The sequence below is a fragment of the Rhizobium sp. SG570 genome, assembly GCF_012275345.1.
GTDB lineage: Bacteria > Pseudomonadota > Alphaproteobacteria > Rhizobiales > Rhizobiaceae > Rhizobium > Rhizobium lusitanum.
This window is the reverse complement of sequence record NZ_JAAZQI010000004.1, coordinates 20,917-35,480: the sequence shown is the minus strand read 5'-3', so window position 1 is coordinate 35,480 and position 14,564 is coordinate 20,917. Positions and strand designations below refer to the sequence as shown.

General features: G+C 61.6%; 14 protein-coding genes. 13 read left to right on the top strand and 1 reads right to left on the bottom strand.

Annotation, left to right across the window (positions count from 1 at the left end):
• Positions 1-61: 61 nt before the first annotated feature.
• A complete protein-coding gene (locus FHT28_RS10075) occupies positions 62-991 on the top strand; it encodes an alpha/beta fold hydrolase (protein ID WP_168596152.1) in 930 nt (309 codons plus the stop codon).
• Positions 992-1,038: 47 nt separating this feature from the next.
• Here the strand turns inward: FHT28_RS10075 and FHT28_RS10070 are convergent, their stop codons facing one another.
• The gene (locus FHT28_RS10070; RefSeq protein ID WP_047554560.1) at positions 1,039-2,049 is read right to left on the bottom strand and encodes a GntR family transcriptional regulator; all 1,011 of its coding nucleotides are present in this window, start codon (positions 2,047-2,049) and stop codon (positions 1,039-1,041) included.
• A 553-nt stretch (positions 2,050-2,602) separates the two neighbouring features.
• On the opposite strand from FHT28_RS10070, the gene FHT28_RS10065 reads away from it, so the two are divergent.
• From FHT28_RS10065 to FHT28_RS10010, 12 genes are all read left to right on the top strand, one after another.
• Positions 2,603-3,676: an ABC transporter ATP-binding protein gene (locus FHT28_RS10065; protein WP_168596151.1), complete on the top strand. Its 1,074-nt coding sequence runs from the start codon at positions 2,603-2,605 to the stop codon at positions 3,674-3,676.
• Positions 3,677-3,724: 48 nt separating this feature from the next.
• The gene (locus FHT28_RS10060) at positions 3,725-4,624 is read left to right on the top strand and encodes an ABC transporter permease (protein ID WP_037192590.1); all 900 of its coding nucleotides are present in this window, start codon (positions 3,725-3,727) and stop codon (positions 4,622-4,624) included.
• A 2-nt stretch (positions 4,625-4,626) separates the two neighbouring features.
• Positions 4,627-5,472 carry an ABC transporter permease gene (locus tag FHT28_RS10055; RefSeq protein WP_037192589.1) on the top strand — a complete coding sequence of 282 codons (846 nt, stop codon included), beginning with the start codon at positions 4,627-4,629 and terminating at the stop codon, positions 5,470-5,472.
• Positions 5,472-6,212, top strand: coding sequence for a glucose 1-dehydrogenase (locus FHT28_RS10050; protein WP_168596359.1), 741 nt, complete (start codon positions 5,472-5,474; stop codon positions 6,210-6,212). The genes FHT28_RS10055 and FHT28_RS10050 overlap by 1 nt, the downstream gene beginning before the upstream one ends.
• A 13-nt stretch (positions 6,213-6,225) precedes the next feature.
• On the top strand, positions 6,226-6,993 hold the full coding sequence (locus FHT28_RS10045; protein WP_168596150.1) for an SDR family NAD(P)-dependent oxidoreductase: 768 nt from the start codon (positions 6,226-6,228) through the stop codon (positions 6,991-6,993).
• Positions 6,994-7,092: 99 nt separating this feature from the next.
• Positions 7,093-8,325 (top strand): extracellular solute-binding protein, encoded by a 1,233-nt coding sequence (locus tag FHT28_RS10040; RefSeq protein WP_047554568.1) that lies wholly within the window; start codon positions 7,093-7,095, stop codon positions 8,323-8,325.
• Positions 8,326-8,412: 87 nt separating this feature from the next.
• Complete coding sequence (locus FHT28_RS10035) at positions 8,413-9,516, top strand: ABC transporter ATP-binding protein (protein WP_168596149.1); 1,104 nt, start codon at positions 8,413-8,415, stop codon at positions 9,514-9,516.
• Positions 9,517-9,548: 32 nt separating this feature from the next.
• Positions 9,549-10,430 carry a polysaccharide deacetylase gene (locus FHT28_RS10030; RefSeq protein ID WP_037192585.1) on the top strand — a complete coding sequence of 294 codons (882 nt, stop codon included), beginning with the start codon at positions 9,549-9,551 and terminating at the stop codon, positions 10,428-10,430.
• A gap of 48 nt (positions 10,431-10,478) precedes the next feature.
• Positions 10,479-10,811 (top strand): hypothetical protein, encoded by a 333-nt coding sequence (locus FHT28_RS10025; protein WP_037192583.1) that lies wholly within the window; start codon positions 10,479-10,481, stop codon positions 10,809-10,811.
• Positions 10,801-11,865: a GTP-binding protein gene (locus FHT28_RS10020; RefSeq protein ID WP_168596148.1), complete on the top strand. Its 1,065-nt coding sequence runs from the start codon at positions 10,801-10,803 to the stop codon at positions 11,863-11,865. Before FHT28_RS10025 ends, FHT28_RS10020 begins: the two co-directional genes overlap by 11 nt.
• 16 nt (positions 11,866-11,881) lie before the next feature.
• On the top strand, positions 11,882-13,120 hold the full coding sequence (locus FHT28_RS10015; protein WP_168596147.1) for an extracellular solute-binding protein: 1,239 nt from the start codon (positions 11,882-11,884) through the stop codon (positions 13,118-13,120).
• Complete coding sequence (locus FHT28_RS10010) at positions 13,117-14,487, top strand: amidase (protein ID WP_168596146.1); 1,371 nt, start codon at positions 13,117-13,119, stop codon at positions 14,485-14,487. The genes FHT28_RS10015 and FHT28_RS10010 overlap by 4 nt, the downstream gene beginning before the upstream one ends.
• The last annotated feature ends 77 nt before the right edge of the window (positions 14,488-14,564 follow it).

Sequence of the window (14,564 nt, the reverse complement as noted above, 5' to 3'; positions counted from 1 at the left end):
CGTCAAAAGTATACCGAGTAGTGAATATACATAGTGCGGCGATCATCCCATGCTGTCGGGCATGAGTGAAGAGGCAATCCATCCATCGACCATCAGCGGTCGGCCAATTTCCATCTCCTGTCGGGACGGTGTGGTCCTTGGCGGCCATCTTTGGCGCGCGGAGACGAATATCCCCGCGGGCAGCGTGATCATCAATCCGGCAACGGGCGTTCTTGCACGCTACTATCATCGCTATGCGCAGTTTCTGGCGAGGCATGGCTTCGATGTGCTGACCTTCGACTACCGCGGCATCGGCCAATCGCGTCCGCAAAGCCTCAAGGGCGTCGGCTATCGCTGGCGGGAGTGGGGCGAGCAGGATTTTGACGCTGCGCTGCGGCTGATGGCCGGCTATCGGCGCGGCGGCCCGCTCATGGTGGTCGGCCATAGTATCGGCGGTTTTCTGCCGGGGCTGGCCGAAAGTGCCGCGATGATCGAGAGAATGCTGACCTTGGGCGCCCAATATGCCTGGTGGGGTGATTATGCGCCGCGCCGGCGGCTGGGTCTGCTCGTCAAATGGCATGTCGCCATGCCTGCGATTACGGCCTTCTGCGGCTATTTTCCCGGTCGTCGACTTGGTTGGCTGGAGGACCTGCCCCGCAATGTGGCGAACGAGTGGAGTTTTCGCCGGCGCCGGTTCGAATTGAACCATCCGCGAAACGAACGGAAAGATGCGCTTTGCCGGATGGCGGCCGTCAAGGCTCCGATCCTGGCGATCGCGGTTTCGGATGACGAGCTTGGCACCGTGCCGGCGGTGCGCCGCGCGCTGACCTATTATACCGGCGCGCAACACGGGGTCGTGCTGCTGAAACCTGCCGATTTTGGCCGCGAAGCAATCGGCCATTTCGCCCTGTTTCACGATAGCCACGCGAGCGGCTTCTGGGCCGATACGCTGACGTGGCTTCGGGAAGGCCGTAATCCCTGGCCGGCATCTGTGGTGAAGCCTTCTCAGTGATAGGCGTCTTGGATGCGTAGGTAGCACGCAGCCGGCTCCGCCGGTTCCTATTCGAGAACGCGCGTCAGATAGGCGGCCGTCACGCTTGGGCCGGGAATGATTGCGACGATCTTCATCTGCGCGATCGTTCGGTTGACGGCGGCCTCCAGATGATTCTCCATCATTGCGGCTGCCGCCTTCACGGCACCCCGCAGCAAGAGCTCCGCCACCAGGCGCAGTTCGGTGATGATGGCCGGGTCGCCGGGCAGGCCGAGCCGTCGCAGCAACCGCTCGGTCGCCGTCACCGGCAGCAGATTGTTGCGGATCGATTCCTTCAACCGCTCATTCGGCGTTGCAAGAATGCAGACGTCGATGAAATCGGCATAGATCGCTTCCAGAGCCGCGAGATGATCGGCGGGCTCGTGCTGCTCCAGATCCGAAAGCCGCAGGAACAGGTCGTTCAATCGCCCACGATCGACGTGGTCGGCGCCTGCAATCAGTGCCTGGGGCTCGAGCATGCCGCGCAAGACGAAGTGATCCTTGATCATCTGCGCCGTCAGCGGCCCGGCGATCCAATGGGAGGACTGGTTCTTGCGCACGAGGCCACGTTCGCGCAGCCGGGTCAGCACATCGCGCACTACGGTGCGGCTGACATTGAAATGATCGGCCAGTTCGATCTCGATGATGCGATATTGGCCGAAGACGACGCAGCCGGCCACATCCGCTTCGACCGTGTTGTAGATCCGCTCCCAGGAGGCACGACTTTGCAGCGCCTCGTCGGCATGGCGCGGAATCGTAAGCCCGAGCGTCTTGATATCAATGCGGTTCGGTTCGATGCCCTGGCCGGCGGGGCCGACGAGATAGCCGCGCCCGTTGAAGCGATGGACCAGCCCCTCGCTTTCCAGCGTCTGGAGCGCCCTTTGCACGGGCGCGCGCGAAATCTGCAGGATGTCCGCGATCGGGCCCTCGAGCAGCACGACGCCGGGCGGCAGCGTGCTGTCCTCGATATTGCCGCGCAGTACATCCTCCGCGATCTCGTAGCGCTTCTGCGCGCTGGGCCGCGCACCGTTTTCGGTCATCTGATGCAATGGACTCATGTCGTTCCGATGCCTCACTCTTACGCTTTTTGTAGCGTCAATATAGCGCAAAAATAAATGACTATTGAATACGAAATTCAACAAATGCCATTCCGTAAGCCGGCGCCGATGCGCGGCGAGGGTAGGTGTGCGGGATGCAATACGCATTTTTGTGAGTTATTTCCGTAGGAAGCACTGACCTGGCTGCCTTTGCTTCGATCATATGGTGACGACACTTTGGGGCCTTTCGACGGGAGTTTCTCGCGTCTAATGCTCTGGATGTCGGTTGAGGTTTTGATATTTGTTGCCGGGCAATCAGACTTTTGAAAAAAAGTCTATTGAATACAAAAATCATTTATGCGATGCTTTCATCATCAAGGCGCTCATCAGAAGCGCCGCAGGTGGAACTCGTTGAAACGCCAAGGAACATCTCTTTGACGCGCATGTGATCATGCGCGAAAGCAGACGGACGTCTGGTGTCCGGATCAATGCTGATCCGGCGATGGCGGCTCTTTGCCTAAAGGATGGTCCTTGCCTTGAAACTGGCAGGAAATCGGTGTCGACCGTTCTTCAGATCAAGCAAGTCACCAAGTCCTATGGCGCGGCGCCCGCGCTGGATGCGGTGGATTTTTCTCTGCCCGACGATGCCTATATTTCGCTGCTCGGACCGAGCGGGTCGGGCAAGACGACATTGCTGCGTGTCATCGCCGGTTTCGAGGAGCCGGATTCCGGCTCGATCCTCTTTCATGGCAAGCGCCTTGATGGTGTTCAGCCACATGATCGCGGCATCGGTTTCGTTTTCCAGAACTTTGCGCTGTTTCCGCATCTGTCCGTTGCCGAAAACGTCGCCTTCGGCCTGCGCAATCGCAAGGTCGATCCGGTCACCGATCCGCGCGCCTTGGCCTCGAGGGTTCAGGACATGTTGGCGCTGGTCGGTCTCAAGGGCTTTGACGATCGCGCCGTCACGCAGATTTCCGGCGGCCAGCGCCAGCGCGTCGCCTTGGCGCGCACACTGGTGACGGAGCCGAAGATGGTGCTGCTCGACGAGCCGCTCGGCGCGCTCGACGCCAACTTGCGCGGCCGCATGCGAAGTGAGCTCAAGATTATCAGGGAGCGCTGCGGCGTGACTTTCCTGCATGTGACGGGCAGCGAATCCGAGGCCCTTGCGATGGGGGATCTCGTGCTTGTTCTCGATCGCGGCCGCATCGCGCAGGCCGCTGCCTCCGATGTCGTCTACAACAGCCCGGCCTCGGCAGCCGTCGCCCGCTATCTCAATTGCTACAATCTGTTTGCTGGTGCTGTCGTCGAGGATGCCTTCGTCGGTCCCGCCGGCCGCTTTCCGCTGAACGCGTCGCGTAGGAAGGCGCCGCAGCCGGCCTATGCCATCCGCTATGATCGCGTTTCGATCCGTTCTCGCGATGCCCGGCTGTCGGACGATGAGGTCCGTATCGAGGGCGATTTCATCGCCAGCGAATATTCGGGCGCGGCGGTCAATTCCTTCTTCTCGCTCGATGGCGGGCACGTCTTCGAGGTCGAGTCCCATCTCAGCCACGCCCGGCCACCGGCCTTCGTCGAAAAGGATCGCTATGCGCTCGTCTGGAAGAAGGAGGATGCCCTTGTCTTCGGTTGATCTGAGCATCCCGAAACCTTCCCCCGGACCTGCCAAGGAGAGCGAGAGATGACCATGGTTGCGACAAGCGAGGACGCCGCAGAGGAAAGCGCAACTGTGCGCAGGGCATCGAACAAGACATTCTGGCTGCTGGCGCCGGGCATGATCTGGATGCTCGCCTTTCTGGTCCTGCCGATACTGATGATGGTCTATGTTTCCTTCTGGACGCAGACGACCTTCAAGATCGAGCCGACGCTGACCTTGCAGAGCTGGGTCACGTTCCTGACCAGCCCCACATATCTCGGGGCTCTCTGGACGACGATCCGCATCTGGCTGCTCGTGCTGATATCGACCCTCGTCGTCGGCTATCCGGCGGCGCTCTTCGTCGGCCTGCTCGTCAAGAATAAGACGCTGCAGACCGTGCTTCTCGTCCTCTGCGTCATTCCGTTCTGGACATCGTTCCTGATCCGCGTTCTCGCCTGGCGGCCGATGCTCGGTACCGAGGGGGCGATCAACATGATCCTGATGAAGCTCGGCATCGTGCAGCAGCCCATCGAAGTGCTCTTGTTTTCGGAGCTATCCGTGATCATCGGTATGACGCAAATCTATTGCGTCTTCATGGTCGGGCCGATCGCGTTCATGATGGGCCGCATCGACGCCTCGGTCATCGAGGCTGCACAGGATCTGGGTGCCGGTTTCTGGCGCATCTTCCGCACGATCATTCTGCCGCTGTCCATGCCGGGCGTAGTGGTCGGCTCGATCTTCGTCTCCGTGATGGTTCTCGGCGAATTCGCGACGGCCGCCGCGCTGTCCGGCCGAAAGGTCAATCTGCTCGGCAATATCATCGTCACCCAGGTCGGCTCGCTGAAATGGGCTTTTGCGGCGGTCGCGGGCGTCATCCTGACCATCGTCATGGGCGCGGTCATTGCCGCATTGCTCAGGGTCGTCGACCTCAGAAAGGAGCTTTGATCATGAACGCTGGCGGCATCAAACTCGGCCTGGGTGTTTATACGGCGCTCTTTCTCATCTTCCTTTATGGGCCGCTCGCGGTCCTGGCGATCCTGTCGTTCCAGACCGGCCCGGAGGGCGGCCCGCAATTCCCGATCATCGAATGGTCAACCTATTGGTATCGTCATCTCTTCGGGTTGACGCCGCCCTCGCGCATCGCGCCCCTGCCGATCGATCAGGCGCTGATCCGTTCGCTATCCCTCGCGCTGATGACCATGATCGTCTCGACGGTGCTCGGCGTCATGTCCGCCCAGGCCTTCCGCCGCAAGTTCCGCGGCTCGGGCGTCGTCTTCTATCTGATCGTTCTCGGCATGATGGTGCCGGGCGTGCTGGTCGGTCTCGGCATGGCGCTCGTCGCCAATGCTTTCGGCATCGACCGGCATTGGTGGAGCACGGCCTTCGTCCTGCATGTCGTCTATACTTTCCCCTTCGCTTTCCTGGTCATGCTGGCGATCTTCAACAGGTTCGATCCTAGCATGGAGGAGGCGTCCTGGTCGCTTGGCGTCACCCCGGCGCGCACCTTCCGCAAGGTGACCTTCCCGCTGATCTTTCCCGGCGTGCTTTCGGCCATGCTCTTTGCTTTCACGCTGTCCTATGACGAGTTCTCGCGGACCCTGTTTGCCTCCGGCCGGGAATTGACGCTGCCGCTCGCCATCTACGGCACCTTCTCCGTCGAGGTTCATCCGAACGTTTTTGCCTTCGGTGTGCTGACGACGCTGTTTTCCTTCGCGCTTCTCGGCACCTACGCGATCCTGATGGGGCTGTCGGTTCGCCGCGCCAAGCGCATCCGCATCCAGGAGGACGCATGATGACGCATAGGGCTTCTGCAATCGTCACCGGCGCCGGCTCGGGTATTGGTCGGGCTATCGCGCTCCGGCTTGCGGCTGACGGCTATGCGGTTTTGGTCAACGATCTCTCCGGCGACCGGGCTCAGGTCGTCGCTTCGGAAATCATATCGGCAGACGGTATGGCGACCGCGATCGCCGGCGACGTCGCCCGGCCCGAGGATGTGGCGGCGATCCATGCTGCCGCCAAGGCCTCGCACGGCGACGTCGACCTTCTCGTCAACAATGCAGGCATCGCGCATCAGGCTGCTTTCGAGGATCTCGAGCTTGAGGATTTCGACCGGATGTTTGCTGTGCACGTTCGCGGCACCTTCCTGATGACCAAGGCGGTCATGCCGGCAATGCTTCGACGCGGCGAGGGGGTGATCGTCAACGTCGCCTCGCAGCTCGGGCAGATCGGCGGCATCGAGCTCGTCCATTACTCCGGCGCCAAGGCGGCAATCATCGGCATGACAAAGGCGCTTGCCCGCGAGGTTTCCAGCTGCGGCGTGCGGGTCAATGCCGTGGCGCCGGGGCCGATCAACACGCCGCTGGTACTGGGGCTTTCCGAGGAATGGCGCGAGCGCAAGAAACGCGAGCTGCCGCTCGGCCGCTTCGGCGAGCCTGAAGAGGTGGCCGCGACCGTGGCGTTCCTGGCATCGCCGGCCGCAAGCCTCTTCGTCGGTCAGACGCTAGGGCCTAATTCCGGCGACGTGATGCTCTGAAGGAGAGAAGCAGATGGACAGTTTACAAAAGCGGGTTGTCATCATCACCGGCGCAGGCATCGGCATCGGCCAGGCGACAGCCAAGGCTTTTGCCGCGCTCGGCGATCATGTCGTCGTCACCGATATCCTCGAAAACGAGGGCGAGGCGACCGTTCGCGACATTCTCACTGCCGGCGGTTCGGCTGAATTCCACCTCTACGATGTCCGCTCGACGGACGCTGCCAGCCAGCTTGTCGCCGATGTCGAAGCGCGTTTCGGCAAGATCGATGTCATCGTCGCCAATGCCGGCATCGCCCATCGCACCCCGCTCGCCAAGCTCAGCGACGACAAGTGGGACCTGACGATGGATGTCGACCTGAAGGGTATCTTCAAGCTGGTGCGTGCTGCGGCGCCCGGCATGCGCGCCCGTAAATCAGGAAGCATCATCGCACTCTCCTCCATCATGGGCGTCGCCTACGGATGGGACGAGCATGTCCATTATTCGGCCGCCAAGTCCGGCGTTGTTGGGCTCGTGCGAGGGCTTGCCGTCGAGCTGGCGAAAGACGGCGTCAGGGTCAACGGCATTGCGCCCGGCTATATCCGCACCGCGCAACTGCTCTCGGAAGAGAATTCGCTCGGCCCTGCGGGTGCCGAGAAGGCAGCCGAATTCATCCCCATGGGCCGGCTCGGCGAGCCGGAAGATATCGCCGATGTGATCGCATTCCTCGCGTCGAAGGGCGCGAGATACATGACCGGCCAGGTTCTGGTCGTGGATGGTGGCCTCCTGGTGGGGCGGTACTGATCGCCGGCGCTCCGGCAGCGGCCGGGCGCCACGCGATACGGCAATAAAGCAGGCCCGCCAAGGGCTCAGGGAACAGCAATCAGCACAGGAGAACATGAGATGTCCAAAATGGAAATGAACAGGCGCTCTCTGTTGAAACAATCGGCCGGCATGATGGCGCTGGCGATCGGGGGCGGCACGCCATTCCTATCGTCGCGGATGGCTTACGCACAGGCAAGCGGTCTTGCCAAGGAGCAGCTGCGCACCATCGGTCTTTCCGTTACCGTTCAGGAACGAATCCTCGCCGATTTCCGCAAGGAAAGCGGCGTCGGTCAGACCTCCGGCACGGCAGCGACCTTCCCGGATGCGCAGACGAAGATCCTCTCTGGCTCCAAGGACTACGATTGCTGGGAGATTATCGGCGAACGCCTGCCGTCGATCGTGATGACCAACAATGTCGAAGCGATCCCGGCCGCCTCGCTGAAAAATTGGGCCAATATTCGTGACACCTTTACGACGCCATCCGACAAGTGGGGGCCGAAACAGCAGATCGTCGGCCAGATCTGGGCCGACGATGCCAAGACCACGCTGAACATGGTGCCGGCCGTCTATAACTACGATTCCATCGGCTACAATCCCGACGTGCTGTCGGCCGAAGAGGCCAATAGCTGGTCGGCGATCTTCGATCCGAAGTGGAAAGGCAAGTCGGGCCTCAATACCGATCCGCTGATCGCATTCGGCCAGGCCATCATGGCCATGAACACGCTCGGGCTTTCGAGCGTCAAGAACCCGGGCAACCCGACCGCGGCCGAAATCGACGAAGCGGCGAAATTCCTCGTCTCCAAGAAGAAGGACGGGCAGTTCCGGGCGCTTTGGGGTGATTTCGGCGAGCTGGTGAACCTTATGGCATCGGGCGAGATGGTCGTCTGCGACGCCTGGCAGCCGGCGGTCATGGCCGTCAAGGCCCAGGGCAAGGCGTGCAAATATGCGGTGCCGAAGGAAGGCTATCGCGGCTGGGCGATCGGCCCTTCGATGATATCGGGCACGCCCAACAAGGAAGCCGTGATCGCCTATGCCGACTACTGGCTGTCGGGCGAGCCGGGCATCACCGTATCGGAGCAGGGCTACTACTCGCCCTCGACCAATATCCAGAAGGTCATGGCGCCGGAAAAATACGCCTTCTGGTACGAGGGCAAGCCATGGGTGGGCGCTGCAGAGCGCGGCATCAAGGAAGGCGACCTGCGCGACGGCGGCTCGCTCTCGGAGCGCGCAAAGAACGTGGCCTATTGGCACCAGTGGCCGGACGAATACGACCATCTCGTCCAGAAATGGGATGAATTCCTCAATGCCTGATCTGGGTCTGGCACAGGCTTCGGCCATCTGCCTCTTGCCCCGCGGGGAGGCCAATCCGGCCTCTCTGCCCACGCTCGGAGATCTCTCATGATTTATGACTTGGAACTCATCAATGCCGGCAAGGTCTATGACAATGGCACTCCCGCCGTCATCGACTTCAACCTTGCGATCAAAAAGGGGGAGTTCATCGCCTTTCTGGGGCCGTCGGGCTGCGGCAAGACGACGACGCTTCGCATGATTGCCGGCTTCGAGAGCATTTCCTCCGGCGACATGATGATCAAGGGCGAGCGAATGAACGATGTACGGCCGCAGAAGCGGCCGACATCGATGATCTTCCAGAACTATGCGCTGTTCCCGCATATGACCGTCCGGCGCAACGTCGGATACGGTCTCGAGGTCAAAGGCGTGGTGAAGGGCGAGCGGGATGCGCGGGTCGACCGCATCCTCGCCACGCTCGGGCTTGAGGATATTGCCGAGCGCAAGCCGGACAAGCTCTCCGGCGGCCAGCGCCAGCGCATCGCGCTTGCACGTGGATTGGTGGTCGAGCCCGACGTCTTGCTTCTCGATGAACCCCTCGGCGCCCTTGATGCCAATCTGCGCAAAGCGATCCAGAACGAGCTTAAGCTCTTGCAGAAGAGGCTCGGCCTGACCTTCGTGTTCGTCACGCATGCCCAGTCGGAGGCGCTGGCGCTGTCCGACCGGATCGTCGTGATGAACCAGGGCAGGGTGGAGCAGATCAGCCCGCCGCATCAGCTCTACACGCGCCCCGACACGCCATTCGTAGCGCAGTTCATCGGCCGCAATACCATCTTCGAAGGCGAAGTCGCCGGCGCTCAAGCCGATAATACGCTCGTCTCCACATCGTTCGGCATGCTCTCAGGTCAGGCCAACGGTGGCCTTTCCAGCAAGGTCAATATCGTTATTCCGTCGGAAGCGATCGAAGTGCATGCGGCCGAGACCTCGGCGCGAGAAAGCCTCGCCGGCGCTTTCGGCGGCAATGTCGTCGGCGCGCGCGTCGACCGCTTCGATGTCGTCGGCCATATCTCGCAGATCGGCGTCAGCCTGCCCGATGGCCGGGGTCTCGCCCTGGAAGCACATATCGACAAATACAGGCCCGGCGCCTTCCCCGTGGGGGCCGAGGTCATGCTTACCTGGGATCCGGCCGACGCGACCGTCATTCCAGCTCACTGATTATAGAAAACCTGATCAAAGGAGGTCATCCCATGGCGAAGGAAATCTTGTGCAGTTTTGGTGTCGACGTCGATGCCGTGGCCGGCTGGCTCGGCTCCTATGGCGGCGAGGATTCGCCTGACGATATCTCGCGCGGCCTGTTTGCCGGCGAAGTCGGCAGCCCGCGGCTGGTGAAACTCTTCGAGCGGTTCGGCATCAAGACCACGTGGTTCATCCCCGGCCATTCGATCGAGACCTTTCCCGAGCAGATGCAGGCGGTGGCCGATGCCGGCCATGAAATCGGCATTCACGGCTACAGCCATGAAAACCCGATCGCCATGACGCGCGAGCAGGAAACCGAGATCCTCGACAAGTGCATCGAGCTCGTGACCAAGCTTTCGGGCAAGCGTCCTACAGGTTATGTCGCGCCCTGGTGGGAATTCTCCAACGTCACCAACGAGCTGCTTCTGGAGCGCGGCATCAAGTACGATCACTCGCTGATGCACAAAGACTTCACGCCCTATTATGTGCGGGTCGGAGACAGCTGGACGAAGATCGACTATTCCCGCAAGCCCTCTGAATGGATGGTGCCGCTGAAGAGGGGCAAGGAGACCGATCTGATCGAGATCCCGGCTTCCTGGTATCTCGACGATCTGCCGCCGATGATGTTCATCAAGAAGGCTCCCAACAGCCACGGCTTCGTCAATCCGCACGATATCGAGCAGATGTGGCGCGATCAGTTCGATTGGGTCTATCGCGAAATGGACTATGCCGTCTTCCCGATCACCATCCATCCGGACGTGGCCGGCAGGCCGCAGGTGCTGATGATGCTGGAGCGGCTTTATGCGCATATGATCAAGCATCCGGGCGTGAAGTTCGTGACGATGAATGAGATCGCCGACGACTTCGCTGCCCGCTTCCCGCGCGCCAAATAGCCGGCTAGTCTCGACAGGGCGAAGCCGTTTTCGGAAGGAACGATCATCATGTGCTCACTGTGCGGTGTTCTCGGTGGCAATGAGCATTGGACCGATGCTGCGGCCCGGCCGGGCGTCTTTACGCGCAATCACGCCAGCCCGGAGCGGCGGCGTGAACGCGCCGAGCGCGTCCGTGCGGCCAACGAAATGCTCTCCGGCTTCGGCCTCGTTCTCTCCGATTGGCAGGGCGCGTCCTTCGTCCTATCCACGAGAACGGGCTCGAGCGAGATCATCGAAGACCTCGGGCATCTCTGGCCGGCGGCCGAAAGGCTCGTCGGCCGACCGTGTGATCCCCTTGATATCGTATTCATGACACGGATGGAGGCGCGGCATGATGATTGAGCCCGATGGCTTCCTGCCGGTCAATCTTCTCACCGGCTTCCTCGGCTCCGGCAAGACGACGCTGTTGAAGCGCATCCTGGCGGATGCGGCATTTGCCGATACGGCCGTGCTGATCAACGAATTCGGCGAGATCGGGCTGGACCACGATCTTGTCGAACGCGTCGATGGCGACATGGTGCTGCTGCGCTCCGGCTGTGTTTGCTGCACCGTCCGCGGCGAGCTCGCCACGGCACTCAAGGACCTCTATTCCAAACGCGAGCGCGGGCTGTTGCCGCCGTTCCGCCGCGTCATCATCGAAAGCACCGGCCTTGCCGACCCCTTTCCGGTGCTGTCGACCATCAAGGCCGATCCGGTGCTCAGGCATCATTTCCGCGCCGGCAACGTGATCACGACTGTCGATGCCGTCAACGGATTGCGCCAGCTGGAGACCTATATCGAATCCAACCGGCAGGCGGCGATCGCCGACCGACTTGTGATGACCAAGACCGATCTCGCGGCGGATTGCGACCGACAGGCACTTGAAGAGCGCCTTCGCATCCTCAATCCCGATGCCCCGCTCCTGATGGCAGCCGATCCCGATCTCGATCTGTCCTCGCTTGCGGACATGCGCGCGAGCGTCTCGCCAGATAGCTGCCTGTCGCAAAGCGGCTTTTATTGCGAGGAGCCGCTGCAGCTCGTTTCGGCAGAGGGCGTGCCCCATCAGGCGGCGATTTCCTCCGTCTCGCTCAGGGTCGACCGGCCTGTCGATTGGACCGCTTTCGGCCTTTGGCTGACCATGCTGCTCAACCGGCATGGGGAGCGCGTGCTGCGCGTGAAGGGCATCCTCAACCTCAAGGGCGAAGAGCGTCCCGTCGCGGTGCATGGGGTTCAGCATCTGGTCCACGCGCCGGTTCACATGGACACATGGCCCTCCGGCGACCGTACGTCACGTCTGGTCTTCATCCTGGATGGGATCGATGGCGCCGTGGTCAAGCGCTCCTTCGAGGCTTTCACATTGGCACGCGTGCCGCAGACGCCATCTGCCGCATCTTCTTTGGCAATGGCGGCGCAATAGGATAATCGATCCCTTCATGAACAAGCATCAACCCATGGCAAAGACCGTGTCTGCTCCAGCCCTGCATCTGGCAGGGCGGCCGCGTCTGCGCGTTCTCGGCACCGCGATCTCGCTGCTGGAGGAACTGCGGCTTCGCGCGCAGACCGATCTCGGCATCGACGTGACGTTCGACAATAACGACTTCCTGACGACGCAGTACAAGGCGGCGCGCGAGCCGGAAACATACGACATCTACGATCAGTGCTTTCATAATCTCGATATCGTCTGGCATTGGCGCGCCATCCAGCCGATCGACACACAGCGCATCGTCTTGTGGGACGAGATCAACGATCTGACGAAGACCGGCCATATCGGACCCAACCCGCGGCTGGGGCTCGGCGATGTGCCCGCCCGCAAGCTCTTCGTTCAGCCGAATCTCGCCTTGGGCGACACGCCTTCGCGCCTCATCTCCATGCTTCCGACCACCCATAATTTTGACAGCTTCGCCTATCGAACCGATCAGGCGCACGATGACGTCGGCATGCATTCCTGGAGCGCACTCTTTGACGAAAGATGGGCCGGGCGCGTGGCCTTGGTGGACGAGCCCGCCATCGGCATTTTCGATGCGGCGCTCGCCGCACAAGCCGCGGGCCTGATGTCCTTCGACGATATCGGCAACATGTCGGTGCAGGAGATCGATCAGCTGATCGACTTGCTGGAAGAGCGCAAGAAAGCCGGTTTCTTCCGTGACTTCTGGAAGACGGCCGAAGACGCCGCCCGGCTGATGATCGCCGGTGAGACCAGCGTTCAAAGCATGTGGTCGCCGGGCATCGGCATCCTGAATTCCAGGGGCGTGCCGGTCGAGCAGGCTGTGCCCGCCGAGGGCTATCGCGCCTGGCATGGTGGCTTATGCCTGTCGAAACATCTCAGCGGTCGCCTTCTCGATGTCGCCTACGACTATCTGAACTGGTGGATATCTGGCTGGCCGGGCGCCGTCGTCGCACGGCAGGGATATTACATCTCAACGCCGCAACGTTCGCGTCAGTTCATGACGCCGGCGGAATGGGGATACTGGTATGATGGGGTCGCCGCGACCGAAGACCTGCCCGGACCGGATGGGCAGATCAGGATAAAGGCGGGCTCGGTGCGCAGCGGCGGGTCCTATTGGCAGCGCGCCAATTGCATTGCGGTTTGGAATACGACAATGGATGAGCACAACTATCTTGTTCGTCGCTGGATGCAGCTTGTCGGCGGCAGAGGAGAGCAGGGGTCATGACACAGACACATCTCGGCAAGTCGATCGCGCAATTGTCGGTCCTGATCCAGTCCGGCAGTCTCGATCCTGTCACGTTGGTCGAAGAGAGCCTGGACGCGATCCGTATGCACAAGGATCAGGCGATTTTTACGCGCCTGCTCGAGGAGCGTGCGCGCGAGGAAGCCATTGCATCGTCAAGGAGATTGCGGGAAGGGCGCTCACGCGGGTTGCTGGATGGTATTCCGGTGGCCTGGAAGGATCTTTTTGCTATTCGGGGCCTGCCCACGACGGCAGGATCGATCGTGCTCGCGGATGCCGCGCCGGCGCAAGAGGATGCGGATGTCGTAAAGGCGCTGAAAGCAGCCGGCATGGTCGCGATAGGCCGGGTCAATATGAGCGAGTTTGCCTTTTCCGGCCTCGGCCTCAATCCACATTATGGCACGCCGCTTAATCCACGGGCCACGGATGTCGGCCGGATACCGGGCGGGTCTTCCTCCGGTTCCGCTGTCGCCGTCGCTTCCGGGCTGGTGCCGGTGTCGATCGGCACGGATACCGGTGGTTCGGTGCGCATTCCCTCGGCCTTCAATGGCCTTGTCGGCTATAAGGCAAGTCGCGGCCGCTACAGCATGGCGGGGGTCTTTCCCCTGGCAACCAGCCTCGACTCGCTCGGCCCCCTGTGCCGCAGCGTTCAGGACGCCGTCTGGGTCGATGCGGCGATGCGTGGCCGTGCGGCACCCGACATCATCCTCGCGAATCCTGCCGGACTTTCAGTCGTCGTGCCGACCACTGTCGTCATGGACGATGTCGAGGACGGCGTGGCGGAGGCGTTCGAGGCGACGCTTGCCCGGCTGAGCGCTGCCGGCGTCAAGGTCCGGCGCGCCGCTTTCCCCGCTTTCGACAGGCTCTTTCAGGTGATGGCCGAGCATGGCCCGTTGGTGACCGCCGAGGCTTTCGCCCTGCATCATCGCCGGTTGGCCGGGCCTGAGGCTGAAGCCATGGATCGGCGTGTCGTGGCGCGCACGCGCCTAGGCGAGAAGATCACGCTGGTCGGCTATCTGGAAATATTGCAGGTGCGCGAGCAGCTGATCAAGGACGTGGCCGGCATGATCGGGCCGAATGAGTTCATCGCCTATCCGACTGTCGCCCATGTCGCGCCCGCGCTTGCGCCGCTTGAGGCGGATGACGAACTGTTCGTCAAGGTCAACTTCAAGACATTGCGCAATACCTTGATCGGCAACTTCCTCGACTGGTGCGGCGTATCGCTGCCTTGCGGCACCGGCAGCGCCGGCATGCCCGTGGGATTCTTGCTGTCCGCTCCGAAGGAACAGGACGAGCGGCTGCTGGGGGCGGCGCTGGCTCTGGAGGATATCGTCGCAAAACTCGTCTGAGGCGAGCTTAGGCTTCATGGCGACCAGCATTTGCAGCAGGGGGCGCACGCATTTTGCGCTCGGCGTCGCCCACTCAT

Excerpts from the sequence above, each read along its gene's own strand:
- FHT28_RS10075 (WP_168596152.1), top strand. The coding sequence starts at position 62 with ATGAGTGAAGAGGCAATCCATCCATCGACCATCAGCGGTCGGCCAATT.
- FHT28_RS10070 (WP_047554560.1), bottom strand. The coding sequence starts at position 2,049 with ATGACCGAAAACGGTGCGCGGCCCAGCGCGCAGAAGCGCTACGAGATC.
- FHT28_RS10060 (WP_037192590.1), top strand. The coding sequence starts at position 3,725 with ATGACCATGGTTGCGACAAGCGAGGACGCCGCAGAGGAAAGCGCAACT.
- FHT28_RS10055 (WP_037192589.1), top strand. The coding sequence starts at position 4,627 with ATGAACGCTGGCGGCATCAAACTCGGCCTGGGTGTTTATACGGCGCTC.
- FHT28_RS10050 (WP_168596359.1), top strand. The coding sequence starts at position 5,472 with ATGACGCATAGGGCTTCTGCAATCGTCACCGGCGCCGGCTCGGGTATT.
- FHT28_RS10045 (WP_168596150.1), top strand. The coding sequence starts at position 6,226 with ATGGACAGTTTACAAAAGCGGGTTGTCATCATCACCGGCGCAGGCATC.
- FHT28_RS10040 (WP_047554568.1), top strand. The coding sequence starts at position 7,093 with ATGTCCAAAATGGAAATGAACAGGCGCTCTCTGTTGAAACAATCGGCC.
- FHT28_RS10035 (WP_168596149.1), top strand. The coding sequence starts at position 8,413 with ATGATTTATGACTTGGAACTCATCAATGCCGGCAAGGTCTATGACAAT.
- FHT28_RS10030 (WP_037192585.1), top strand. The coding sequence starts at position 9,549 with ATGGCGAAGGAAATCTTGTGCAGTTTTGGTGTCGACGTCGATGCCGTG.
- FHT28_RS10025 (WP_037192583.1), top strand. The coding sequence starts at position 10,479 with ATGTGCTCACTGTGCGGTGTTCTCGGTGGCAATGAGCATTGGACCGAT.
- FHT28_RS10020 (WP_168596148.1), top strand. The coding sequence starts at position 10,801 with ATGATGATTGAGCCCGATGGCTTCCTGCCGGTCAATCTTCTCACCGGC.
- FHT28_RS10015 (WP_168596147.1), top strand. The coding sequence starts at position 11,882 with ATGAACAAGCATCAACCCATGGCAAAGACCGTGTCTGCTCCAGCCCTG.
- FHT28_RS10010 (WP_168596146.1), top strand. The coding sequence starts at position 13,117 with ATGACACAGACACATCTCGGCAAGTCGATCGCGCAATTGTCGGTCCTG.